The organism is Thermosynechococcus sp. HN-54 (assembly GCF_023650955.1).
GTDB lineage: Bacteria > Cyanobacteriota > Cyanobacteriia > Thermosynechococcales > Thermosynechococcaceae > Thermosynechococcus.
This window is the reverse complement of the sequence record NZ_CP098039.1, coordinates 1,425,055-1,448,930: the sequence shown is the minus strand read 5'-3', so window position 1 is coordinate 1,448,930 and position 23,876 is coordinate 1,425,055. Positions and strand designations below refer to the sequence as shown.

Genomic DNA, 23,876 nt, shown 5'->3' with positions numbered 1-23,876 from the left:
AGGAAAGTCCAACTCTACTTTTAAGCTAGCACCGACAACAGATCGAGGGATAGCCCCGACAGGATTAAACCGCAGTGGGGATACGGACTTCCTTGAGGAGATTGGCCAGTTCTTGCAGTTGGTTGATCGCCTCTGCCCCTTCGAGTTTCATCAATTCGCGGTCATCGCGCATTTCAGTCCAAGTGATCCCATAGTCAGAGACCAAGAAGCGAATCAGGTGGTTGTCGGCCAAGCTGACCATGAAGGAGGCACTGTTGAGTTCACCGCCACAGGTGTAGCAGGAGGCCATGTAGCCTCGGTTTTCTAGGGCGATCGCGAGAGCCTGAAGGTTCAGGACTAAATCGCGAATAAACTGGCGGTGTTGTTCGGCTAAGCGGTAAAACATAGGACAATTAACTCCAAAAAATGAATAAGTGAATAGCGCAGCCCCCAAGAAAAATATTAAGACAATCTTAAGAATGTGCCGCCATGTACCAATTTGTAAAATCTTATGAAAAAGATGTAAGAATCTAAAATTTGCTATAGGGATGAGCAGCTTTGGTTGTGCTCGGCTGAAACGGCAACACGCTCTAAAAGCCTTCCTTTACGTCTAGTTCACCGTTGGTTGCCGTGTTGATTGTTGTCGCAATGGCAGCCTGCCATATTCCTTAAGGGCTATGTTTTTCATTTTACTTTAAGATTTCTGTTTCTAGGGTACTGTAACCCTAAGGACATATTTTGCAAGACAATGCCAGCAACCACGATTGTTCCCGTTGCCCTTGCCATTCTCTACCAAGGCGATCGCGTTCTTATGCAGCTCCGAGATGACAGTCCCCATATCTTGTATGCCGGCCATTGGGGACTGTTTGGCGGCCACCTTGAACTGGGAGAAGATCCCCTTGCCGCTGTGCAGCGCGAAGTTCAGGAGGAAATTGGTTACTGCCCGCCCCAGCTAACATTGTTTGGTGAGTACGCTGATCCGCAGGTGCATCGCTATATTTTCACAGCACCTTTAACTTGCGGGTTAGCCGACTTACAACTCAATGAAGGACAGGGCATGGACTTAGTGCCCTATGAGTCTGTGGTGGCCGGGGTTCACTATGCCCAAACCCTCGGCGAAGATCGCCCCTTAGGCGCCATCCACCAGCGCATTCTGCTCGACTTCTTTGCTCAATTCAGGAGAGAATCACCCGTTTAAGCGGCAAACTGTTGCAGCACCCGTTCGGGGGTTCCTAGCCCTTGGACAGAGCGATCGAGATACAGCACCTGATCACAGGTTGCCTTTACCCGCTCCAAGTGATGGGAAATTTGTAGAATCGCCCAGCCCTCACTTACCTTGAGGGTCTCCAGTAGGTCATAAAATTGTTGCTCACTTCGGAGATCTAAGCCAGCGGGGGCTTCATCCAAAATCAGGAGACGACGGGGTTGCACCAAGCAATAGGCCAAGAGGGCGCGTTTTGTTTCGCCCCCAGAGAGAGAACTCATGGGTTGTGTCGCAAGATGTTCGAGGTGCAGGCGTTGGAGACTCTCAAAGATGGCGCGATCGCGCTGCTGTCGGTGCTGCCAAGGCCACTGCCACGTCGGTTGCCCCCAGCCCAAACCGACAAATTCAGCCACCGTGATTGGAATCCGTGGATCGCACTGGAAGTTTTGCGGCAAATAAGCCACCTGTTGGCGGACATAGGGGAGCGTGCGGCGATAGCCCATACCATAGCCCAAGAGGGTAACCCGTCCCTGCTGGTAGGGAATAATGCCCAAAATGGCTTGAATCAGGCTACTTTTGCCTGCCCCATTGGGACCAATAATGGCCATATTTGTATCAGCGGCGAGGGTAAAGGAGACATTTTCCACCACCCAGCGATCGCCCCGCCGCACCGAGAGGTTTTCCACCTCTAGCAGGTATTCGTTCACAGTGCTGCCCCTAAAGGTGTGTTCCGCCGCATCCATGATCCCACTACAGCAATTGAATCGGGACGACGATAGGCTCGCTGTTGCGCCCCAAAAGCCTCAGCTAGATTGCGAATATTTTGCTCCATCCTTTGCAGGAAGTAGGTCGGCGTGAGATCAGCGGCGGTGGGAGCACGCTCTAGGGGATCAAACACACTCACTTGTACGCCCAAATCCTGCGCTAAGCTCTCAAAGACCTGTTCTTGCCCCGGTTCCGTCAGGAGCGTTTTCAGATCACTTTGTTGCACCGCCTGGATCACTCGCTGCACATCTGCTGGTGAGGGGTTAACGGAGGGAATACCCACGAGATAGATCGTTTTCAGGTTATAACGCTCGGCAAAATAGGGCGCCACATCGTGATAAACCACAAATGTTTTGCCTACAAAGGGAGTGAGTTTTTCGCGTGCAAGCGCGTCTAGAGCTTGTAACTCTTGAATAAAGGCGGCACTATTTTGCTCGTAGATGGCAGCCCCTTCAGGATCTACGGCAATCAGACCATCGCGAATGTTTTTCACCTGCTGCATGGCACGCTGGGGATCCAGCCAAATGTGGGGGTTGAATTCACCGTGGCTGTGACTGTCGTCATCATGAGCGTGGTCGTGGTGGTGCTCGTGATCATCTTTTTTGCCGGCAAGGGTCGTCACCCCCGCGCTGGTATCAATGATCTTGAGATTGGGATTAGCGGCGTTTGCAATCAGTTTGTCTAAGAAGGTTTCCATCTCAAGGCCATTTTTGACCAAAACCCTTGTTGTGGACAGCAGCCGCACATCCTCCGGCCGCGCTTGAAAGTCATGGGGATCCATATTGGCCGGCAAGAGTTGCTCGACAGTGGCGCGATCGCCCGCGACCGCTTTTGTAAAGGCAGTGATGGGTAAGAAAGTCGTCACAATCGTGAATTGCGCTGCTGCCTGTGAGGTCTCCTGCTCCTGTGGCGACTGGGCTTGGGGGGCGCAACTTCCCAAAAATACCCCCAGAATTACCAGCAGCCCCCAGCATTTAAGGTGGGCTTGGATGGCCATAGAGAAATAGATGAATGATAACCATTCTCATATTTGCACACTTGGGCAGGGAGAGCAAGCAAAAATAAAGGGGCAAGCCTGAACCTACCCCTGCGCAAAAATCAATTGGCAATCGCGAGTTCCTAGCCTTCGACGTTCAAGAAGGGCAAGAGTGCCATGATCCGTGCCCGCTTAATGGCCACCGCTAGTTGCCGCTGTTGCTTGGCGGTCAGACCCGTTACCCGTCGAGGCAAAATTTTTCCCCGCTCAGTGATGAAGCGTCGCAGCAAATCCACGTCTTTGTAGTCAATGGGTTGGCCAGGGGGAATGGGGGAAATGCGTCGCCGATAAAATGCCATAGCTGTCCTCTAATTACTTGATTTCTTTGTGAACGGTGTGCTTGTTGCAGTGGGGGCAAAATTTCTTCAGTTCTAACCGCCCTGTGGTGGTGCGACGATTTTTGGTTGTGGTGTAGCGAGAGACACCGGGCGATCGCTGTGCCGGATTGGTGCGACACTCTGTGCACTCTAGGGTGATAATGATTCTGGCGCCTTTTGCTTTAGCCATGGTCTTGCCTATCTATCCAGTAAGCCGATCTCCAATTATGGCAGATCTTTACGGATTTTGCTCACCAATTCAATGAGCTTGCGATCGAGGGCAAAGCCCCGCCGACAGCGATACACCTTTGTACCCCCTAGGCGATCGTGGAGGGTGCAGTGCTCTTCATCAATCCACGCCAAGCTACAGTCAACGGCCAAGGGCAGTGCCAAAATAATCAGTGCCATACTAGGGCCATAGGATTCCAAGCCCGCCAATGTCAACAGTGCCCCGACGCCAATCACCAGTTCTCGCTTGCTGAGAGAAAGCAGGTCCGGCGTCCGCTGCCGCTGATCCAGCAGGCGCACATTCATCAGCCAATGGCCGGGGCTTTGACCCTTATTGCGGTTCACCATCGCTACCCGCAGCAACCACCAGACCAAGGCAAAAACAAACAGTTGCCCCCACTGAATCGCGGCCCCCGGCGTGATACCGACAACACTTGTCAGCCAGATTAGGATAAAGTCAATGCTGGTGGCGATCGCCCGTCGCCAAGGCTGAGCCAGTGGTAAGGGGGGTGGATATTGACGGGAAAGTGCCATAGCAAACACGCGGTGGCAAAAGGCCAGAGAGTGGCTAGACTAGTATAGCTTGATGCCGATTCCCTCAAAAAATTCTGCGGAGTTTGGACGGTGCAACCCGTTGATTTGACTACCCTGCGTGCTGTTTGTGCCGATCTCCAACATTGGCTACCGGCACGGCTGGAAACCGTTTACCAGCGCGATCGCCACACGATTGCCTTGGCTCTACGCACGCTGAAAAAGCAGGGTTGGCTCACCCTCAGTTGGCATCCCCAAGCGGCACGCATTGCCTTTGAACCACCGCCCCCCCGCCAACCCGACACCTTTACCTTTAGTCAGCAACTCCATGCCCAACTCAATCGCCTTGCCCTTGTGCGCGTGGGTTTAGTCAACCCTTGGGAGCGGGTTGTGGTCTTGGAATTTACCCCCCGTCCGCAGGAAGCAACGCAATGGCGTCTCTATGCCGAGATTATGAGCAAGTACAGCAACGTCATTCTGGTCAATGCTGAGGGAGAAATTGTTACCGCCGCCCACCAAGTCAATGCCCAACAGTCCCGCTTGCGACCGATTCTGACCGGTCAACCCTATGTGCCCCCACCCCCTCTGACAGCAGCGCTACCGAGTCGCGAGATTCCCTTTGAACAGTGGCAACAACAGGTGAGTGTGATCCCCGGACTGCTGCGGCAGCAACTCCTGAAGGCTTATCGGGGATTGAGTCCTGCCTTGGTACAGCAACTTTTGGCAGATGCTAGCCTCCCCCTAGAGATCCGCACGACGGATTTGACGCCTGAAGACTGGCGGCGGCTGTTTGATCAGTGGCAGCACTGGCTGGATTGTTTAGAGTGCGAGCGTTTCCTGCCCCAATTCACACCAACCGGCTATCGCGTTATTCCCCCCCTTGGGACTCAGAGCCAGCCAACGGCCACTATCCATGAGCTGCTTGCCACCTACTACCAAGATCACCTGCGGCAACAGCAAACCCAACAACTCCGTCAACAATTGCACCAAAGCCTACAGGCACAGCGACAAAAACTGATTGCCAAAATTGAGGGCTTTCGGGAACGCTTAGCGGCAGCGGCTGGGGGCGATCGCCAGCGGTACTTGGCCGACCTACTAATGGCCCATGCCCACCTGTGGCAACCGGGGATGACGGAACTGATCGTGACGGACTTTGCTACCCAAGAACCCCTGTCCATTCCCCTCTCCCCAGAGAAGAGCGCCATCCAAACGGCTCAGGAGCTGTACAAACAACAGCAAAAACTCAAACGTGCCCAACAGCATATTACCCCCCTCCTCACCGCTGCTGAAAGCGAACTGGCCTATCTCGATCAGGTGGCCGCCACACTCACGACCGCTACTTCCCTTGATGTCCTTGAAGAGATTCGCGCTGAACTGATTCAACAGGGATACCTCACTGCCCCTGATTACTATCGTCCCCCAACAACCCCCAGTCCCTACTTGCGCTATACCACCCCCAGTGGTTTCACCGTTCTCGTGGGGCGCAACAACCGCCAGAATGACGATCTAACGTTTCGGGTGGCCAGTCCCTATGACTGGTGGTTTCACACCCAAGAGATTCCCGGCAGCCACGTGATTTTGCGCCTTGAAGCGGGGGAAGTGCCCAGTGACAAAGACATTCAATACGTGGCGGATCTTGCCGCCTACCATAGTCAAGCTCGTGCCAGTGCCCAAGTGCCGGTCGTCTATACCCGCCGTAAGTATGTGCAAAAACCCAAGGGCGCCAATCCGGGGATGGTGATTTATGATCAAGCAACGGTCGTGTGGGGTTATCCTCTTAGCGTCAGCGACAACCTTACCAGCATGTCCCAAGGGGGCGAACAGCTTCGCTGCGCCAAAAGCGATCACCACGGGATCGTGGCAGAATAGAACCGTATTTTTAATGACACTATCGACTGCTGAGGTTTTATGCTGCGCCTAAATCGAAAGTCGCTAATTTCAATCCTATTAAGCGTTGTTGCCCTTATTTTGGTAGGTTGTGGTGGACCAAGTGCAACAACAACACCGCCTCCGACCTATAGTGAGTTGCAAATCACTCGCATTCAAGACTATCTCAGTGACATTGAGAAAAATGCCGAACGCTTTGCCGATTTAGAGGCCAGTGTAGCCAAAGGGGATTGGCAGGAAGCTCGCAACATCATGCGTGGCCCCCTCGGTGAAATGTTGATGGATATGCGTGCTCTGAACCGCAACCTCTTGGCCAAGGATCAACCCACGCCCACGGCTTTGACCCGCGCCCTCACCGATGACTTCCTAAAAATTGATCAAGGCGCCGATCTGAATAGTATTACCGTGGCTCAAGAGGGCTTCCGTGAGGCTGAAGCGGACTTCAAAGCCTATCTCAATAGCTTGCCTGAGTTGTCCTAGTCCCCTGCATTTCTCCTAAGTAGATAGCCGTTGCCCATGTCCTTTGTCGGTCTGCATATTCACAGTGATTACAGTCTCCTCGATGGGGCAAGCCAACTTCCCGACCTAGTGGCACGGGCAATGGAATTGGGGATGCCCGCGATCGCCCTCACCGATCACGGGGTGATGTATGGTGCCATTGAACTCTTGAAACTCTGTCGGGGCAAGCCCATCAAGCCAATCATTGGCAATGAAATGTACGTCATCAATGGCGACATCACCAAGCAGGAGCGCAAACCCCGCTTTCACCAAGTCGTGCTGGCCAAAAATAAACAGGGCTACCACAACCTCTGCAAACTCACCACCATCTCCCACCTTCAGGGCTTTCAAGGGAAGGGGATTTTTGCCCGCCCCTGTATCAACAAAGAACTGCTGGCTCAGTACCGCGAAGGGCTAATTGTCACCAGTGCCTGTTTGGGGGGTGAAATTCCCCAAGCGATTTTGCAGGGCAAGCCGGATTTGGCACGCAGTGTTGCCCGCTGGTACCAGGAGACCTTTGGCGACGATTTTTACCTTGAAATTCAAGACCACGGCAGTCAGGAGGATCGGGTTGTCAACGTTGAACTGGTGCGCATTGGCCGAGAACTGGGGATCAAAATTATTGCCACCAATGACTCCCACTTTATCTCCTGTAATGACGTGGAAGCTCACGATGCCCTGCTCTGTATTCAGACCAACAAGCTGCTCACCGATGACAAGCGGATGCGCTATAGCGGTACGGAATACCTGAAATCCGCTGCTGAAATGGCAAGGCTATTTCGGGATCACTTGCCCGATGAGGTCATTCAAGAGGCCTTGGCCAATACCCTAGAAGTTGCTGAAAAGGTTGAACCTTATAACATCTTTCGTGAACCCCAGAGTCCAGAGTTTCCAGTGCCCCCCGGCCATACGGCAGATACCTATCTAGAACAGGTGGCTTGGCAGGGGCTGTTGGAGCGATTTCAGCTGAGCGATCGCCAGCAGTTGGATGCCACCTATCGGCAGCGCTTGGAATATGAACTCAAAATGCTGCAGCAGATGGGGTTCTCGAACTATTTCCTAGTGGTTTGGGACTACATCAAATACGCCCGCGATCACAACATCCCCGTGGGGCCAGGGCGGGGATCAGCGGCGGGTTCCCTTGTGGCCTATGCCCTGCGCATTACCAACATTGACCCAGTTCACCATGGCTTGCTGTTTGAGCGCTTTTTGAACCCTGAGCGCAAGTCCATGCCCGATATTGATACGGACTTCTGTATTGACCGCCGCGAGGAAGTGATCCAGTACGTCACCCAAAAATATGGTAGCGATCGCGTGGCGCAGATCATCACCTTCAACCGTATGACCTCAAAGGCAGTGCTCAAGGATGTGGCGCGGGTACTGGACATTCCCTATAGCCAAGCGGATCAAATGGCAAAGCTGATTCCCGTGGTGCGGGGCAAACCGGTCAAATTGGCGGTGATGATCTCCGATGAAACCCCCTCACCGGAATTCAAGGAAAAGTATGAAAGTGATCCGGTGGTGCGCCGCTGGATTGATATGGCAATGCGCATTGAGGGCACGAACAAGACCTATGGCGTCCATGCGGCTGGTGTCGTCATTGCCTCTGAACCCTTGGATCAACTGGTGCCGCTGCAACGCAACAACGATGGTGCAGTGATTACCCAGTACTTCATGGAGGATTTAGAGTCCCTTGGCCTCCTGAAGATGGACTTTCTGGGTCTGAAGAACCTGACGATGATCCAAAAAACGCGGGAGCTGATCCAGAAGAACCACGGTAAAACCCTTGATTTGGATGCCCTCCCCCTCGATGATGCCAAGACCTACCAAATCCTAGCCGAAGGCAAACTGGAGGGAATCTTTCAACTGGAATCTTCGGGGATGCGCCAAATTGTTCGAGAACTGAAGCCCTCGAATCTGGAAGATATTTCCTCGGTGCTGGCGCTCTATCGACCAGGACCTTTGGATGCAGGCCTGATCCCCAAATTCATTAACCGCAAGCACGGGCGGGAACCCATTCAATATCAACATGAGCTTTTGAAACCTATCTTGCAGGAAACCTACGGTGTTCTCTGTCTTGCTAAGGGGACTTTGATTGCCCGGCCTGATGGAACGCAAACTCCCATCGAGGAGATCCGTGCAGGTGATTGGGTACTGTCCTCAGATGGCCAACGGGTTTGGCCTGCCAAAGTCGCAAAGCAATGGTACAGCGGTAGAAAATCCATTGTAAGGATCACTCTTTCAAGTGGAACTCAAATTTACTGCACGCCAGAACATCGTTTCCTCACACCCGCTGGCGATCGCCCAGCGTCTGAGTTGCAACCCGTGAGTAATGTCAAGAATGCCCATGTACAGGGTTCGATCGTTTATGAGGCATGGCAAGGTTCTAAAAACCAGCACTCCCTAAATCCTAATGAAGCTTATTTGCTAGGACTGTTTTTAGGAGATGGACACTTAACATCAAGTTCACCTAATATTGCCTGCGGAACTGAAGAAGCGGCTACTTGGGTTGCTCATCTCATTGCTAAAACGTGGGAAGGAGAACCCCAATACTATTTCCATGGTCGGTGTTGGTATGCATACGCAAAGTTTAAGACTCAACCTGCGCCAACACCTTTTACACGCATGATAGATACTCTCGACGGGGATTGCTCGTGGAAAACCAACAAACTCACGGGATCAAAGGAGAGTACCTTTCTACCAGTCCCTTCTCAGAGAATGAAAGAGGAGTTAGCAGTCTCACTTTTAGCAACAGATTACCAAACTCGTAAGACGGCCAAGCGTTCTTTACAGGCAGGGTTGATGTTCAAACCTGTTCAATCCAACGACGCTGAAAAAATTGCTGGCTGGCTACAGGCTTATCAAGATATCTATGCTGAAACTTGCCTACAGGATCTCCGTCCAGTCTTTGTAGTAGCCGTCGAACCTTGGGGAGAAGCAGACTGCTTTGACTTAGAAATGGCAGACCAAGCCTCTCCTTATTTTCTTGCCAATGGCATTGTGACTCACAATTGTTATCAGGAGCAGATCATGCGGATGGCACAGGACTTGGCGGGCTATTCCCTTGGTCAAGCGGATCTGCTGCGCCGCGCGATGGGCAAAAAGAAAAAAGAGGAAATGGAAAAACATGAGGCCCTCTTTATTGAGGGAGCGGCTAAAAATGGGGTGCCCAGTGCGGTGGCCCAAGAACTCTTTAAGCAGATGCTGGATTTTGCTGAATACTGTTTGAGTGGCGAGACGGCGGTGATGACGGTGCAATATGGAGCTGTGCCCATTCGCCGCTTAGTGCAGGAACGGTTAGCCTGTCAGGTGTATAGCCTTGATCCCCACGGACATCTTTATACGCAGCCCATTGCCCAGTGGCACTTTCAGGGCTTTCGTCCCGTGTATGAGTATGAATTGGAGGATGGCTCAACCATTTGTGCGACGCCGGATCACCGCTTTATGACCACCAGCGGCCAGATGCTGCCCATTGAGCAAATTTTTCAGGAAGAACTGGAGCTATTGCAGTTAGCGATCGCCCCCAATACGGCGCTGGCTCAAGGTCTCAAACCAGCGGTGCAGATGAGCCGCTAGACAATGTTGAATGGCTTCACTCACCTGAGCGGTTGGTCGATCCGCCTCAATTCGTTGCCAGCGATCGCCCCCCTGCTGCGCAAGGGTGATAAATCCTTGACGTACTCGCTCATGAAAGGCTACCGCATTCTGCTCTAGGCGATCCACTCTCCCCCGCCGCTGGGTACGGGCAAGGCCAACATGAACTGGCAGATCCAGCCAGAGAACTAAATCCGCCATCAGCCCCCCAGTGGCAATCTGGTTGATCTGCTCAATGAGGCTCAAGTCCAGTCCCCGACCATATCCTTGGTAGGCAATCGTGGAAGCAGTATAGCGATCGCACAGGACAATGCCCCCCTGTTGCAGTTGAGGACGGATGCACGTGGCCACGTGTTGGGCGCGATCGGCGGCATAGAGGAGCAGTTCTGCCATGGGATCAATGTCCAAATCACTGTGGAGGAGCAGTTGTCGCAGCCCTTGGCCAAGGGGAGTCCCCCCCGGTTCACGGGTCAGCAGCAGCGGCGGTTGAATGTCATAAGATCGCAATTTTGCCAGCCAGCCACTGTCTTCTAACCAAGTGGCGATCGCCCCCATTTGGGTCGTTTTGCCGGCACCCTCCCCCCCCTCTAGGACAATGAAAAAACCAGTATAGGGATGGGTGGAAGAATGCATAAATTCAGCAATTTAGAGGCAAGGTTTGATATAATCGCGGCATCCTGCCAGCACTGAGCAGGGCACCATGGGGTAACGTTTGATTCCCTGTCGATGTCCTAAGAACACCCGCAGCAACTACACCCCATCTCTTCTGTGATTACACTAGAACCATTGTTCGCGAATTATTAGTTTACCATTTGGTGGTTATGGCTCGATATGCTCGTGTTGTCACCATTGCCCTACCACGGGCACGGCTGAAGGAAGAGCTAGTGCAAACCCTAGAAGCCTGTGATCTGACAGTCACCCATGTGGGGGAAGATTACGTTGTGGCACGGGAAAGCACGCTGGATACGATTTCAATGTCCCAATTGGTCACGGTTGAAGTCCTGATTGACAAAACCACAGCCCAAAACGATGTCACCAAGTTTGATCTCGTCCTCAAGAACAAAGAACTGACCCTCAAGAAAAATAACCACTGCTTTGAATGGTTTGATCGTGTCAGTCGCGCCATTGCCGAAAATGAAAATTGGGAGTTGGTGAATACGGTCGCGACAGTGTGACAGTTCTGCCATCGAAGGTAACGATTACGATTGTGGGCGCTGGGGTTGTTGGCTCGGCAATCGCCTACGAACTCAGTCGTGTGCTTGACCCAGCGGCAACGCCAATTCTTGTCCTTGAGGCTCAGGGGGAAGAAGTCTGGCAAGCGACTGGTGCTGCCCTCGGTGTTCTCATTGTCCACCTCAGTCGGCGACGACGGGGACGCAACTTTCAACTGCGGCAGGCTAGCTTAGCGCGTTACGAAACCCTGATTCCGGAACTGGAGGCACAAACAGGGGTTAAGATTCCCTACCAACGCCAAGGCATTGTCGAAATCTGTACCACTGAAGCTGACGCGATCGCCACCCAAGCATGGCTGCAAGAACACGCTCCCCAAGGGGTACAGTGGCTTAGCGCAGCGGCAGTTCGAGAGCAGTTTCCCCTGATCAATCCTCACCTCGTTCACGGGGCACTCTGGGCAAGGGGCGATCGCCAAGTCACCCCTAAACCCTTTACGCAGGCCTTGCGTCAAGCCGCTCGTCAACGAGGGGTGCAGTTCTGCTATCAAAGCCCTGTTAGACATCTGCGGCGATCGCCCCAAGGAGAATGGATTTTGACCTTGGATTCAGCGTGCGTTGAGACCGAATACCTGATCTTGGCGGCGGGTTTAGGAACAACCTCCCTCACTCAAGCCCTCGATCGCCCTGTCCCTCTCGAACCGGTTCTCGGTCAAGCCCTAGAGTTTGCCTGTGAAATTGACTTCAATACGCCCGTGATCACCGCTGAAGGCATTCATTTGGTTCCCTTACCTTGGGGGCGGGTGTGGGTGGGTGCAACCGTGGAATTCAACACCCTAACTGGGAACCCGCAAACCCTTGATCAACTGCATGGGCGAGCCATGGCGCTCTGGCCAATCTTGAAAACTGCCCCCCTGACGCACCAGTGGCAGGGACTGCGACCCCGCCCGAGCGATCGCCCGGCACCGATCATCGAAAAAATGGATGACCATACTTGGCTTGCCACTGGCCATTACCGCAACGGTATTTTGCTGGCTCCCGTAACCGCCCAAAAAATTGCTCAATCCCTGATGCTGGACTTGACCGAGCGCGATCGCCGCAAGGGGGGCACAGCATTGATAAAATAAATTTCAGCGTTGTGGGATAGATACCATGGAAGTCAATGATCTCGGCTTGGTGGCAACGGCCATGTTTGTCTTGGTGCCAACGGTGTTCTTGATTATTTTGTACGTGCAAACAGAAAGTCAGCAGAAAAGTAATTAAGATAGATCTCTATGGCCAGAGCCAAAACCGCTCTATTGTGCCAGAGATTCTTTAAATAACTCTTGTTTGTACGGCCTGTGACTGCTGCTTCGTTTTCACCCCTTTGTATTGCACCTACCCACGTCTATCGCGGTTGGTCTATTCTCTCCCAAGCGGGGGAAGCCATTGCTCAATTGGGGCATCGCCCTCTTTTGGTGGTTTCACCGCAGCGGTATCAGCAGCTGGAGCAGGAGTGGCAGGCGATCGCCCGCTCCCATAATCTCACCTTCACCGTGGGGACATTCCATGGTGAGTGCAGTGAGTCTGCCCTTATCCAACTTCGCCAAGAGGCTCAAGGCAGCGATCTAATCATTGGCATTGGCGGTGGCAAGGCTCTAGATACGGCCAAACTGTTGGGGCACCAGCTTCACTTACCCGTAGTGACCATTCCCACGTCGGCAGCAACCTGTGCCGCCTGGACAGCCCTCTCCAATATCTACACAGAGGCCGGTGCTTTTGCCTATGATGTAACCCTCCACCGATGCCCAGATTTGCTTTTGCTGGACTACGCACTAATTCAAACAGCCCCCCGGCGTACCCTAGTCGCCGGGATTGGTGATGCCCTCGCCAAGTGGTATGAAGCCTCTGTCAGTAGTGGCCACCGCCAAGAAACCCTCATTGTCGGTGCAGTGCAGCAAGCACGAGTGCTGCGCGATCTTCTCTTGCAGCAATCCGCTGAAGCCTTGGCCAATGTAGGCAGTGCCGCTTGGGAAAATGTGGTTGATGCCAGTGTCCTGATGGCCGGCATGATCGGTGGGTTGGGGGGTGCCCAATGCCGCACGGTAGCAGCCCACGCCATTCACAATGGTTTGACCCAATTGCCCCAAAGTAAGGGCACACTCCACGGTGAAAAGGTGGCCTACGGTATTCTTGTGCAACTACGCCTAGAAGAACTTGTTCAAGGCAGCCAGCTAGCGGCTAGCGCTCGTCATCAGCTTTGTCAGTTTTACGAACAGGTGGGTTTGCCCTTGAGCTTGGAGGACTTGGGCTTCCAAGAGGCTAGTTTAGCCCAGCTGCAGCACGCGGCTACGGTTGCCTGTGCCCCCCACTCTGATATTCACTATCTGCCTTTTGCGGTGACGCCTGATCTGGTGCTAGAAGCAATGGTGTCCACCGTGGTCGGCTACACTGCCAAAGTCTTGGATGGGAGTGCCCGCTAAATGGGGTTAGAGTGGATTCAACCGGCCGATCGCCTTGGGGCATTGCCGCCCTACGTTTTTGCTCGCCTCGATGAACTGAAGCTCAAAGCCCGCCAGCAGGGACTCGACCTCATTGACTTGGGTATGGGCAATCCCGATGGCTCCGCCCCGCGTCCAGTGATTGAAGCAGCGATCGCCGCCTTTGAGGAACCCAGCTACCATGGTTATCCCCCCTTTGAAGGCACTGCGGTTTTCCGTCAAGCGATTACCCGTTGGTACCAGCGCCGCTACAATGTCTCCCTCGATCCCGATGGTGAAGCCCTGCCTCTATTGGGGTCAAAGGAAGGACTGACGCACCTTGCCCTTGCCTATGTGAATCCGGGGGATGTTGTCCTTGTGCCTAGTCCGGCCTATCCGGCCCATTTTCGTGGACCCGCGATCGCCGGTGCCAACATCTATTCCCTGATTCTGAAACGGGAAAAGGGCTGGCTCATTGATCTCAGTGAAATTCCCAGTGACATTGCCCGTCAAGCCAAAGTGTTGTACTTCAACTATCCCAGCAACCCTACGGCGGCGATCGCCCCCCGCTCTTTTTTTGAAGAAGTCGTTGCTTTTGCCCGCGAATATCAAATCCTACTGGTGCATGACCTGTGCTACGCCGAACTGGCCTTTGATGGCTATCAACCCACAAGCTTGCTGGAAATTCCCGCTGCCAAAGAGATCGGCGTCGAGTTTCATACCCTCTCCAAGACCTACAATATGGCGGGTTGGCGCGTTGGCTTTGTCGTCGGCAATCGCCACATTATTCAGGGGCTGCGTACCCTCAAGACCAACTTGGACTATGGGGTATTTTCTGTTTTGCAAAAGGCGGCAGAAGTTGCCTTGAGTCTGCCCGATAGTTACATTGCCTCCGTGTGCGATCGCTATCGGCAGCGGCGGGATTTTCTTATTCAAGGCTTGAATGAACTTGGCTGGCAACTCACCCCAACCCAAGCAACCATGTACCTGTGGGTGCCCGTACCCGTCGGCATGAGTTCGACAGATTTTGCCCTCAAGCTGCTTCAGGAAACCGGTGTTGTCGTGACACCAGGAAATGCCTTTGGCGAAGGGGGTGAAGGATACGTGCGCATTAGCCTCATTGCCGATTGTGATCGTTTAGGGGAAGCCCTCAAACGCATGGCTCAAGCCAATATCCGCTTCGATAGCCTCAGTCGCTAAACTCCCCCAACTGCATCATGACAACAACGAATGCTGCTCGCCAACCCTCACGACTTCTCTTCTTGGGCGCCCTTGGTGTGGTCTATGGTGATCTCGGCACTAGTCCCCTCTATGCTTTTGAGGAGGCGTTTAATCCCCTCCATCTACTAGCAGTTACCCCCGCCAATATCTACGGCATTCTCTCCCTGATCTTGTGGGCGCTTGTGCTCATTCCGACGCTGAAATATGCAACCTTTGCGTTGCGCGCTGACAATGGCGGTGAAGGCGGTATTTTTCCTCTCATGGCGCTTGTCCTCTCACGAATTCGTCTCAATCCTCACTGGCGGCGCTGGGCGATCATTTTCGGTCTGGTGGGGGCGGCCATGTTCTATGGCGATAGCACGATTACCCCTGCGATTAGTGTTCTCTCTGCGGTTGAGGGGCTAGAGGTACTCAGTCCCCACTTTGGGAATTGGATCGTTCCCCTGACCGTGGTCATTCTTGGGGGGCTGTTTTGGTTTCAACATCGGGGTACCACTCAAGTGGGGCAGGTCTTTGGCCCGATCATGTTTCTCTGGTTTATGACCTTGGGCATTCTTGGAGCAATTCACATCTTCGAGCACCCCACAATTCTGAACGCCCTCAATCCTTGGTGGGGAGTCGAACTGTTTCGCACGCATCCCAGCCAAAGTCTTTTTCTGTTGGGGGTGGTGTTTTTAGCGCTGACGGGTGCCGAGGCAATGTATGCCGATATGGGACACTTGGGGATACAGCCGATTCGCTTGGCATGGTACCGTCTGGTGTTTCCTGCCCTTGCCCTAAACTATCTTGGACAGGGTGCGTTTATTCTCAAGCATCCAGCCGCTACCCATAATCTCTTTTTCCATCTCGTGCCAGCGGCGGGCGTATTGCCCCTAGTCATTCTCAGTACATTGGCCACAGTTATTGCTTCCCAAGCAGTCATTTCAGGGGCTTTTTCGATGACTGCTGCGGCCATTAAGTTGGGCTATCTGCCCCGACTGCGGATCAATGTCACAGATGATCATCACCGGGGTCAAATCTATATCCCTGTGATTAACTGGCTGCTCTTGGTCACTGTTGTGCTCTTGGTGATTACCTTTAGAAGCTCATCGCAACTCTCAGGTGCCTATGGTTTGGCGGTCAACTTAACCATGGTGGTTACAACCTTCTACCTAATCCAAGTGGCAAGGCACTTGTGGCGATGGTCGATGCTGCACACGAGCCTCGTCTGGGTCAGTATCCTCGTTATTGAAATTGCTTTCCTGCTGGGAAATGCCCTCAAGATTCCCCACGGTGGCTGGTATTCCCTGGTCTTTGGCGGGATTATCTATGTGCTCTTGGTCACATGGCGGCAAGGGCAGGTTCTGCTACGTCAGCAACTCCTTCAAGCAAATGCGGACTTCTCCCTCAAGGAACTTCTTAGTCAGGGTATTGCTCGTGTGCCGGGGGTGGCTGTTTTCTTTTCACCGCTACCCCAGACCATTCCACCCACCTTTATCCAAAACCTCCAGCATAACCACGTATTGCACCAGCAAATTTTCTTTATTCATCTAGCGACTGCGGATCGACCCTATGTCCCTTTGTCAGAGCAACTGACTTACACGGTCACGGCGGTCGGTATTTGTCAAATTGTCCTTACCTCAGGGTTTCGCGATCGCCCCGATGTCCTACTCGCCCTTGAAACCTGCCAACGTGTCCTCAATCTTCCCCTCAACGAACCAATGAGTTTCTTCGTAGGTCGCCGAACGATCATTCCCACCCCCTCCCCTGGCATGACCTACTGGCAAAAGGTCATCTTTGCTTGGTTGCATCGCAATGCTGAAGACGCCATGACCTACTTTCGCCTGCCCCCGCAACAAGTGGTAGAGCTTGGCATGCGGGTAGAGATTTGATAGAAGCCTGAAGTGCCGCTGCTGCTGCAACCATTACATTCTCAATCTTCACACTCAGCGGGAGTATTTATCCCAAAGGGCTATTCCATGCGGTTTCAGCATCCATGAGTGCCTGATCAATTGTCTTTTGTCCCAAGAGGACTGCCTGCAAGTTTTCGTAGAGGAGTCGTTGCAGCTCTTTAATATCCCGCAGAGGAGGAATGAGTACTTCTGCTTGGCTCATTTGGCTGGCGCTAACGGCTCGGGCAATGTCTACAGGTGTGGCATTTTCCCCCACAGTGCAAAAGTAAGGGTCTGATAGGGCGGCTTGAGTAGAAGGCAGGACATTGGCTTCCTTGGCAAAGGCCAGTTGATTTTCATTATTGGTAACAAAGAGGGCAAATTCTACGGCCAGTTCAGGATGGCGGCTCTGGCGGGGCACAAGTAAATTCATCACAGCAACATTTTTCTTGCCTGTCTCTCCTGTCAATTGGGGTGCGGGTGCTGAAACGGCGGCAATACTGGGGGCATTGGTGGCGATCGTGTTCAAAAACTCTGGACTGGTCATCAATAAAGCGGTTTGTCCCGATTGGTAGAGTTCAATCCCTTGGCGGTGGCCTTCAGTAAGCACCTGAGGTGGCAAGAGTCCCTGTTGGTACAGATCGGCCCAGTAGCGAAAGACAGCTTTGCCCACAGGGGAATTAAAGGCGGCACGGCCTTGATCATCCACGAGCTTCACCCCCATTTGCACCATGGCCTGCATCAGCTCTGCCGAGTCTTCGGGCACCATTGTGATAAAGAAAGCGTATTTGCCGGTTTTCTCTTTCACGGCCTTGGCTGCACGGGCTAGCTCGGCAAAGGTTTGCGGGGGGCGATCGACCCCAGCGGCGGCAAGGATCGCCTTGTTATAAATCGTTACCCGCGAAGTGAGGTACCAAGGTACGGCAAAACTCTTGCCCTCTAATGTCGTGGCCTGCCAAATATTGGGTAGATAACGCTCGCGGACCGCTGGCGGCACATAGTCATTGAGATTGAGCCACGCATTGCGTCCTGCCAACAACGCCGCAAAGTCTGGGTTCAGGTTTACCACATCGGGCGCAGTGCCGGCTAAAACCGCCATGAGAATTTTGCTCTGCATTGCCGTCCAAGGAATATCTACCCAGCGCACATGGACACCGGGATGTTGAGTCTCAAATTCAGCAATGAGGCGGTTGAAGTAATCTGTGAACTTGGGTTGCAGTTGCATCGTCCAAAATTCGAGCTGGATACCTTGGGTGGGCGGCGCTGTGCCACAACTGCTTAGGATGGCCAACCATAGCCCCACCAATAGCCCACAGATGCAGCGTTGCCACTGTCGCATTACGAAGACTCCTACAGCGGTGGTAGTTCAGAGGTGCAGGCACGGCAGCGGGTTGCTTTGAGGGGCACGGACTCCAAGCAGTAGGGGCACTCCCGTTGTTCGGGTGCAGGGGGTTTCTTGGGTAGCAAGGGCAAAATGAGTTTCAAGAGAATAAATAAGCTGAGGGCAATCACCCCAAAGTCGAGTAAACTGCCCAAAAACTTGCCAATTCTAATCCCTGACCCGATGGTAAGTTCGCGCCAGTCGCCCCCCGGAATCAGGGGATTGATCAAGGGCATAATCAGGTCTTCGACCACAGAGGTAACAATGCGGCCAAAGGCACCACCCACCACGACAGCGATCGCCAGATCAATGACATTCCCCTTTAGGGCAAATTCGCGGAACTCCTGCCAAAATTGCTTGACCTGTCGGCGGTTCAATCGCGCCATGGCCACTCCGCAGTAGTACACAAAAATTAACATTTATCTTCCTCAATGAGCAAAATTTTAGCGATGCCGCTAGCCAACGGGCAAACTCTAGGCTAACATTGTAGATCCAGTCAGAAAGTGTTCGAGCGATCGCTGGTATGATTGCGTATGGCACCCACTTCTGCCCGCTTGACAACTCACTATACACCCCCATTTTCGTTAAAGGAGCTAGGAAAACACTCGCATGGTCAATCAGGAAAAAACGTTAGACGTGGGCTTTACGCATGCTGATTTTGCAGCCTTACTCGACCGGTACGATTACCACTTCAACCCCGGCGACATTGTTGCTGGCACCGTCTTTAGCATCGAACCGAAGGGTGCCCTGATTGACATCGGTGCGAAAACCGCTGCCTACATCCCCATTCAAGAAATGTCTATCAACCGGATTGACAGTCCGGAAGAAGTCCTGCAACCCAACGAAACCCGCGAATTCTTTATCTTGGCGGATGAAAACGAAGAAGGTCAGCTTACCCTCTCGATTCGTCGTATCGAGTACATGCGGGCTTGGGAGCGCGTTCGCCAACTACAAGCGGAAGATGCCACCGTTCGTTCTCAAGTCTTTGCCACCAACCGTGGGGGTGCCCTTGTGCGCATTGAGGGGCTGCGGGGCTTTATTCCCGGTTCCCACATCAGCACCCGTGTCAACAAAGAAGAATTGGTGGGTGAAGAGCTGCCCTTGAAGTTTTTAGAAGTGGATGAAGAGCGCAACCGCCTCGTCCTCAGCCACCGCCGTGCCCTTGTCGAGCGCAAGATGAACAAATTGGAAGTGGGCGAAGTGGTGGTTGGAACCGTGCGTGGGATCAAGCCCTACGGTGCCTTCATTGACATTGGTGGTGTTAGCGGTCTGCTGCACATTTCCGAGATTTCCCACGATCATATTGATACTCCCCACAGTGTTTTCAATGTCAATGACCAAGTCAAGGTGATGATTATTGACCTTGATGCTGAGCGGGGTCGGATTTCCCTTTCCACTAAGCAACTGGAGCCAGAACCCGGTGACATGGTGAAAAATCCGCAGTTGGTCTATGAAAAGGCTGAAGAGATGGCAGAGCGCTATCGTCAGCAACTCCTGCAACAACAGCAGCAGGCCACAGCAGAGACCACTGAGGAAGTGATTGAAGACATTCCCGAAGCCACTGAAGACGATACGGCTGAGCCGATTCTCCAAGAAGCCTAGGATGTCCCTTGCCCTCACCCTTGGGGATCCAGCGGGCATTGGCCCAGAAATTCTCCTGAAAGCCCTAGCTTACCTGCCCTCAGACCTGTTAGGGCAGTTTTTTATTGCTGGTACCGGCACAATATTAGAGGGAACGTATACTCGCCTCTGTCAGCAGGGACAGATGGCCATTGATCCCGCCCAGCTTCAGATTTGGGAGCATCCCCTCGATGAGAGGATTGTGCCGGGACAACCTAGTGTTGCCAGTGGGGCGGCGAGCTTTGCTTACTTAGAAACCGCCATTCAGCGGGCGATCGCCGGCGATGTAGCAGGGATTGTGACGGCACCAATTTCTAAGGCCAGTTGGCAGGCGGCAGGCTATGCTTTTCCCGGTCAAACAGAAGTGCTGGCTCACTTCACAGGAACCGCTAACGTCGGCATGTTGTTCTTGGGGCGATCGCCCCTAACCAACTGGGTGCTGACCACTTTACTCGCGACTACCCATATCCCCCTGCAAGCGGTCCCTAAAGCACTGACCCCTGAATACCTCAATGAAAAACTCACGCTCCTTGTGCAGTTTCTGAGGGAGCGGCGGCATCTGGAGCGGCCTCGGATTGCCATTGCTGGCTTGAATCCCCACAGTGGTGAGCAGGGACACTTAGGCAAAGAAGAAGTGACTTGGCTGATTCCATGGCTCGCAGCAGCCCAGCAGCAGTATCCCCAAGTTGAACTGATTGGCCCTGTGCCCCCCGATACCCTCTGGATTGGGGCTGCCGATGCGTGGTGGGGACGCCCTGCCCCGGCAACTGCCTACGATGCCTACCTCGCGCTTTACCATGATCAGGGATTGATTCCCGTGAAGATGCTGGCCTTTCGGGAAGCGGTGAATACGACGATTGGCCTGCCCTTTATTCGTACGTCTCCGGATCACGGTACGGCCTTTGATATTGCGGGTACAGGGATGGCAGACCCACAGAGTTTTCTGGCGGCGATCGCTTGGGCACAGACCTTGAGCGAAGGATCGGTTTTCCCTCTCACCCCCGCCTAAAGTGCCTTTGATAGAATGCAACTAGATAACAAACCAAACGGTCAATCGTTGGCATTTGGGTTGTTGCTGTATCGGGCAGAGTCATATGGGATTCTTTGATTCGGAAATTGTTCAACAGGAAGCACAACGCCTGTTTCAGGACTACCAGCAGTTGATGCAGCTTAGCTCCGAGTACGGCAAGTTTGACCGCGAAGGGAAGAAAATTTATATCGAAAAAATGGAAGAACTCATGGACCGCTACCGTATTTTTATGAAGCGGTTTGAGTTGTCTGATGACTTTATGGCGCAGATGACCATCAAACAATTGGAAACACAACTCAGCCAGTTTGGTATGTCTCCCCAAACCATGTTTGATCAAATGCATCAAACCCTTGAGCGCATGAAAGCCGAAGTGGAACGCCAACCCTAGGGGAGACGGCGAGTGTTGCTCTGCAATTTGGATGGGGTAATTACGCCAGAGGCCTCGATTTCTGTGCTTGATCGCGGGTTTCTCTACGGCGATAGCGTTTATGAAGTGATTCGTACCTACCGGGGGATTCCCTTTGCCCTACCAGAGCACCTCGTACGGTTGCGCGCCTCAGCGGCCTATCTCTACATGACTGTGCCGTGGTCTGACGAGTACATTACCCACGAAGTTCAACGCACGTTAGCAGCGGCGCCGCCTGGAGAATACTATATCCGCATTGTTGTTACCCGTGGTGCCGATCGCCGCATTGGGCTATTGCCAGAACCGAACACCCAGCCCAGATTATTGATTGTGTTGATGGCGATCGTCCCCGAACCCACGCTGAATGAACAGGGAATTCGCCTGACCATTGCCAAGCGGCAACGCACGAGCACTGCTGCCCTTGATCCTGCCGCCAAAACCGGCAATTACCTCAACAATATCTTGGCACTCTTGGAAGCGCAGCAAGCGGGTTTTGAGGATGCCCTGCTGCTCAATGCCCAAGGGCAGATGACCGAGGCCACGACCAGTAACCTCTGGATTGTCCGTGATGGTGTGGTCGAGACACCCCCCACCGCCGTTGGCATGCTCCACGGAATTACACGAGCTACCCTATTGCAGATCGTTGCAGACTTGGGTATTCCCCATCGGGAAGTGATTCTCAGCCCGCAGGATCTAGCGACGGCCAGTGAGGGCTTTCTTAGTTCATCGGTGCGCCTTCTAATGCCGATTCGCCAAGTGGATGAGGTGATCTTTCCAACCTGTCCGGGACCTGTGACCCAAAAGTTATGGCGGGAGTTATTAACAGTGATGGAAAAGGCGACTCTGGCCTAGATACAGTCCTTTTAGCGAAGTCCTTGAGTTGGGAACATGACGGGAATATTGGGATTGACCCATACTTGACAGTCGAGTTCCGTACTGGGTGGGAAAAAAGGAATCGGGTTGCCTGCTGCATCGGTGACTTCTGGCAGGTATTCAAGGGGTAGGGCATCAAATTGACAGGTGTAGGCACCATAAATGACCTGCCGGCGATCGCGCAGGATCAACTGATAGCCAAAGCTGCGACTGGCATTGCCCAACTGATTGATCAGGGCAAAGCGCCGTAAATAGGGCAAGCGTCCCCAAGCAGAAGGAGACACAAAAGCTTCAATTCTGCCTCCTGGTGCTGTGATGGCTGGAAAGGCCTGCCAGCGTTGAATCACCTCGTCACCAAACTGCTGAACTGCCCACCAGAGACTCGGTACCGTTAAGCCCACTGCCGAGGGTTGCTCACTAACCACAACTTGCTTTTCATTGACGGGGAGCGCGATCGCCCCCGCAACTGCTGGCGGTAAGTTTTCTGTTGAGGTATTAGCAGCCGTTCTGAGGGGATGCAACCCTAATAGAGCGATCGCCCCCACGGCACTCAACCATCGGCTACAGGACTTGGGAGGGGATAGGGTTCTCATTTCCTTGAGTCGTGAAAGAGATTACTCCCTATGTTACGAATGGAGCCAAGCCTTCAATACATCGAGGAGACTATTCCCCCCCCACGCAAGGGCAACCAGAATGGAGGTGGTCACCGCTAAACCAATCAGAGAAATGACTACCCCTGCCAGACTAATCAAACCATCGTCATCCAAAAGACCAAAGCCAATCGTAAAAATGCCCATGGCAGGAATGGTGTTGGTGCCGGGAATTGGCAAAATCATCGAGATTGCCATCAGCGACACGGCAACTCCCAAGCCCAAACGTCCGCCTCGGGTCGTGCAAATGGGGCGTAAGCGGGGACGGGAGATCAATTCAATCCGTCGCAGCCAAGGCAAAGCCGTGCGCACAATCTTTTGAATCTGGGATCGCGGCATCGTGCGCTTGAGTAGCCGAGGAGGCAACCAAGGGGTTGAGGCACCCACCAGCAATTGCCAGCCCAACAGTAACAGGACAACGCCAAAGGGGGTGGAGTAACCGGGGGCTGGAAGGGGCAGCGCCGATGGCAACGAAAGCACAGCCAACAAAAAGCCAAAGGTTCGCTCCCCCGCCAACTGAAGAATATCCCCCAAGGACACCAGTTGCTGCGTTAACACCTCGCCATCGCTGGGGCTGGGCACAGGACTCAAAAAGGCACGTTCGAGATCAGTGGACAGTTTTGCCATAAACAATTACGGGAGGTGGAAATGTTGCCACTGCTAGGATACGATAGATTGATCGTTAGTTATGCCCAACACAGTTGACAGGCGATCCCAAGGGCGCGATCAAGCTGAAACACATGGCAACCCCCTCTGACCTCCCAACAGAGTTGCACCTGATCAACCCCCGGCGATCGCTGGGACATGTTTATCTCGACTGGATGCCCCAACCCGGCTGCCATGTGGATCACGAAGGGGAAACCTATACGGTCTTAGAACGCCGTCATCGCTACCAGTTTCGCGGTGGGCGCTATCAACTGGAAAAAATTGCTCTCTACGTGCAGCACAGTGACACCACCAGCGATCGCCGTCTCGTCAATGGACAGTGGGTGATTGGCGATCCCTCCTGCCGCTGGAATGCGCTTTCACCCTTGTTACGCTGTGCTATGAACCCTCAAGGCTCCTGCCAAGACTGTCGCGATTACCAGCCTCGAGAACCTTAACGTTGTGCTGCGAAAAACCCCCTCACGGGGAGGGGGAGCATCGGGGTAGTTTTA

At 53.3% G+C, this 23,876-nt stretch carries 26 protein-coding genes; 15 read left to right on the top strand and 11 right to left on the bottom strand.

Annotated elements, in window-relative coordinates; all coding sequences use genetic code 11:
* Positions 1–64: 64 nt before the first annotated feature.
* Positions 65–385 (bottom strand): DUF1815 family protein, encoded by a 321-nt coding sequence (locus NBE99_RS06995; RefSeq protein WP_149818796.1) that lies wholly within the window; start codon positions 383–385, stop codon positions 65–67.
* A 342-nt stretch (positions 386–727) separates the two neighbouring features.
* On the opposite strand from NBE99_RS06995, the gene NBE99_RS06990 reads away from it, so the two are divergent.
* A complete protein-coding gene (locus NBE99_RS06990) occupies positions 728–1,177 on the top strand; it encodes an NUDIX hydrolase (protein ID WP_250681393.1) in 450 nt (149 codons plus the stop codon).
* On the opposite strand, the gene NBE99_RS06985 is transcribed toward NBE99_RS06990, so the two are convergent.
* The 5 genes from NBE99_RS06985 to NBE99_RS06965 all read right to left on the bottom strand — a co-directional run bounded on the left by NBE99_RS06985 (position 1,174) and on the right by NBE99_RS06965 (position 4,063).
* Positions 1,174–1,890, bottom strand: coding sequence for a metal ABC transporter ATP-binding protein (locus NBE99_RS06985; RefSeq protein ID WP_250681392.1), 717 nt, complete (start codon positions 1,888–1,890; stop codon positions 1,174–1,176). The two genes, NBE99_RS06990 and NBE99_RS06985, sit on opposite strands and share 4 nt — an antisense overlap.
* The gene (locus tag NBE99_RS06980) at positions 1,887–2,945 is read right to left on the bottom strand and encodes a metal ABC transporter substrate-binding protein (RefSeq protein WP_250681391.1); all 1,059 of its coding nucleotides are present in this window, start codon (positions 2,943–2,945) and stop codon (positions 1,887–1,889) included. Before NBE99_RS06980 ends, NBE99_RS06985 begins: the two co-directional genes overlap by 4 nt.
* Before the next feature lie 122 nt (positions 2,946–3,067).
* Positions 3,068–3,283, bottom strand: coding sequence for a 30S ribosomal protein S18 (gene rpsR, locus NBE99_RS06975; protein WP_250681390.1), 216 nt, complete (start codon positions 3,281–3,283; stop codon positions 3,068–3,070).
* Between the two features lie 13 nt (positions 3,284–3,296).
* Positions 3,297–3,491, bottom strand: a complete 195-nt coding sequence (rpmG, locus tag NBE99_RS06970) for a 50S ribosomal protein L33 (protein WP_250681389.1) — start codon at positions 3,489–3,491, stop codon at positions 3,297–3,299.
* 35 nt (positions 3,492–3,526) lie between these two features.
* Positions 3,527–4,063 (bottom strand): RDD family protein, encoded by a 537-nt coding sequence (locus NBE99_RS06965; protein WP_250681388.1) that lies wholly within the window; start codon positions 4,061–4,063, stop codon positions 3,527–3,529.
* Positions 4,064–4,153: 90 nt separating this feature from the next.
* Between NBE99_RS06965 and NBE99_RS06960 the strand changes: the two genes are divergently transcribed.
* From NBE99_RS06960 to dnaE, 3 genes are read left to right on the top strand one after another with little or no spacing between them, the layout of a single operon-like run.
* Positions 4,154–5,929, top strand: coding sequence for an NFACT family protein (locus NBE99_RS06960; RefSeq protein ID WP_250681387.1), 1,776 nt, complete (start codon positions 4,154–4,156; stop codon positions 5,927–5,929).
* A 39-nt stretch (positions 5,930–5,968) separates the two neighbouring features.
* Entirely contained in the window at positions 5,969–6,427 is a 459-nt protein-coding gene (gene psbQ, locus NBE99_RS06955; RefSeq protein WP_250681386.1) for a photosystem II protein PsbQ, read from the top strand.
* A gap of 36 nt (positions 6,428–6,463) precedes the next feature.
* Positions 6,464–10,021, top strand: a complete 3,558-nt coding sequence (dnaE, locus tag NBE99_RS06950; protein ID WP_250681385.1) for a DNA polymerase III subunit alpha — start codon at positions 6,464–6,466, stop codon at positions 10,019–10,021.
* Here the strand turns inward: dnaE and tmk are convergent.
* The gene (tmk, locus tag NBE99_RS06945; protein WP_250681384.1) at positions 9,956–10,672 is read right to left on the bottom strand and encodes a dTMP kinase; all 717 of its coding nucleotides are present in this window, start codon (positions 10,670–10,672) and stop codon (positions 9,956–9,958) included. The genes dnaE and tmk overlap by 66 nt on opposite strands.
* Before the next feature lie 188 nt (positions 10,673–10,860).
* Here tmk and NBE99_RS06940 point away from each other — a divergent pair, with 188 nt between their 5' ends.
* The 6 genes from NBE99_RS06940 to NBE99_RS06915 all read left to right on the top strand — a co-directional run bounded on the left by NBE99_RS06940 (position 10,861) and on the right by NBE99_RS06915 (position 16,759).
* On the top strand, positions 10,861–11,214 hold the full coding sequence (locus NBE99_RS06940) for a hypothetical protein (RefSeq protein WP_250681383.1): 354 nt from the start codon (positions 10,861–10,863) through the stop codon (positions 11,212–11,214).
* Positions 11,211–12,335 carry an FAD-binding oxidoreductase gene (locus NBE99_RS06935; RefSeq protein WP_250681382.1) on the top strand — a complete coding sequence of 375 codons (1,125 nt, stop codon included), beginning with the start codon at positions 11,211–11,213 and terminating at the stop codon, positions 12,333–12,335. Before NBE99_RS06940 ends, NBE99_RS06935 begins: the two co-directional genes overlap by 4 nt.
* Before the next feature lie 25 nt (positions 12,336–12,360).
* Complete coding sequence (gene psbM / locus NBE99_RS06930; RefSeq protein WP_099799548.1) at positions 12,361–12,471, top strand: photosystem II reaction center protein PsbM; 111 nt, start codon at positions 12,361–12,363, stop codon at positions 12,469–12,471.
* A 77-nt stretch (positions 12,472–12,548) separates the two neighbouring features.
* On the top strand, positions 12,549–13,670 hold the full coding sequence (locus NBE99_RS06925) for an iron-containing alcohol dehydrogenase family protein (protein WP_250681381.1): 1,122 nt from the start codon (positions 12,549–12,551) through the stop codon (positions 13,668–13,670).
* On the top strand, positions 13,671–14,867 hold the full coding sequence (locus tag NBE99_RS06920; protein WP_250681380.1) for an aspartate aminotransferase: 1,197 nt from the start codon (positions 13,671–13,673) through the stop codon (positions 14,865–14,867). It begins immediately after the preceding gene.
* Positions 14,868–14,884: 17 nt separating this feature from the next.
* Positions 14,885–16,759, top strand: coding sequence for a potassium transporter Kup (locus NBE99_RS06915; RefSeq protein WP_250681379.1), 1,875 nt, complete (start codon positions 14,885–14,887; stop codon positions 16,757–16,759).
* 67 nt (positions 16,760–16,826) lie between these two features.
* On the opposite strand, the gene NBE99_RS06910 is transcribed toward NBE99_RS06915, so the two are convergent.
* Together NBE99_RS06910 and mscL are read right to left on the bottom strand one after the other, a co-directional pair.
* The gene (locus NBE99_RS06910) at positions 16,827–18,098 is read right to left on the bottom strand and encodes an ABC transporter substrate-binding protein (RefSeq protein WP_250681378.1); all 1,272 of its coding nucleotides are present in this window, start codon (positions 18,096–18,098) and stop codon (positions 16,827–16,829) included.
* Between the two features lie 11 nt (positions 18,099–18,109).
* The gene (gene mscL / locus NBE99_RS06905; protein ID WP_250681377.1) at positions 18,110–18,559 is read right to left on the bottom strand and encodes a large conductance mechanosensitive channel protein MscL; all 450 of its coding nucleotides are present in this window, start codon (positions 18,557–18,559) and stop codon (positions 18,110–18,112) included.
* 190 nt (positions 18,560–18,749) lie between these two features.
* Between mscL and NBE99_RS06900 the strand changes: the two genes are divergently transcribed.
* The 4 genes from NBE99_RS06900 (at position 18,750) to NBE99_RS06885 (ending at position 22,048) form a co-directional block, all read left to right on the top strand.
* Positions 18,750–19,742, top strand: a complete 993-nt coding sequence (locus tag NBE99_RS06900; RefSeq protein WP_149818829.1) for a 30S ribosomal protein S1 — start codon at positions 18,750–18,752, stop codon at positions 19,740–19,742.
* Position 19,743: 1 nt separating this feature from the next.
* Complete coding sequence (pdxA, locus tag NBE99_RS06895) at positions 19,744–20,769, top strand: 4-hydroxythreonine-4-phosphate dehydrogenase PdxA (protein WP_250681376.1); 1,026 nt, start codon at positions 19,744–19,746, stop codon at positions 20,767–20,769.
* Positions 20,770–20,854: 85 nt separating this feature from the next.
* Positions 20,855–21,178, top strand: coding sequence for a DUF1825 family protein (locus tag NBE99_RS06890; protein ID WP_250681375.1), 324 nt, complete (start codon positions 20,855–20,857; stop codon positions 21,176–21,178).
* 12 nt (positions 21,179–21,190) lie between these two features.
* Complete coding sequence (locus tag NBE99_RS06885) at positions 21,191–22,048, top strand: aminotransferase class IV (protein ID WP_250681374.1); 858 nt, start codon at positions 21,191–21,193, stop codon at positions 22,046–22,048.
* 11 nt (positions 22,049–22,059) lie between these two features.
* Here the strand turns inward: NBE99_RS06885 and NBE99_RS06880 are convergent, their stop codons facing one another.
* Both NBE99_RS06880 and NBE99_RS06875 read right to left on the bottom strand, forming a co-directional pair.
* A complete protein-coding gene (locus NBE99_RS06880) occupies positions 22,060–22,662 on the bottom strand; it encodes a hypothetical protein (RefSeq protein ID WP_250681373.1) in 603 nt (200 codons plus the stop codon).
* A gap of 33 nt (positions 22,663–22,695) precedes the next feature.
* The gene (locus NBE99_RS06875; protein ID WP_250681372.1) at positions 22,696–23,346 is read right to left on the bottom strand and encodes an exopolysaccharide biosynthesis protein; all 651 of its coding nucleotides are present in this window, start codon (positions 23,344–23,346) and stop codon (positions 22,696–22,698) included.
* Positions 23,347–23,459: 113 nt separating this feature from the next.
* Between NBE99_RS06875 and NBE99_RS06870 the strand changes: the two genes are divergently transcribed.
* Positions 23,460–23,822, top strand: a complete 363-nt coding sequence (locus tag NBE99_RS06870) for a DUF6464 family protein (RefSeq protein WP_250681371.1) — start codon at positions 23,460–23,462, stop codon at positions 23,820–23,822.
* The last annotated feature ends 54 nt before the right edge of the window (positions 23,823–23,876 follow it).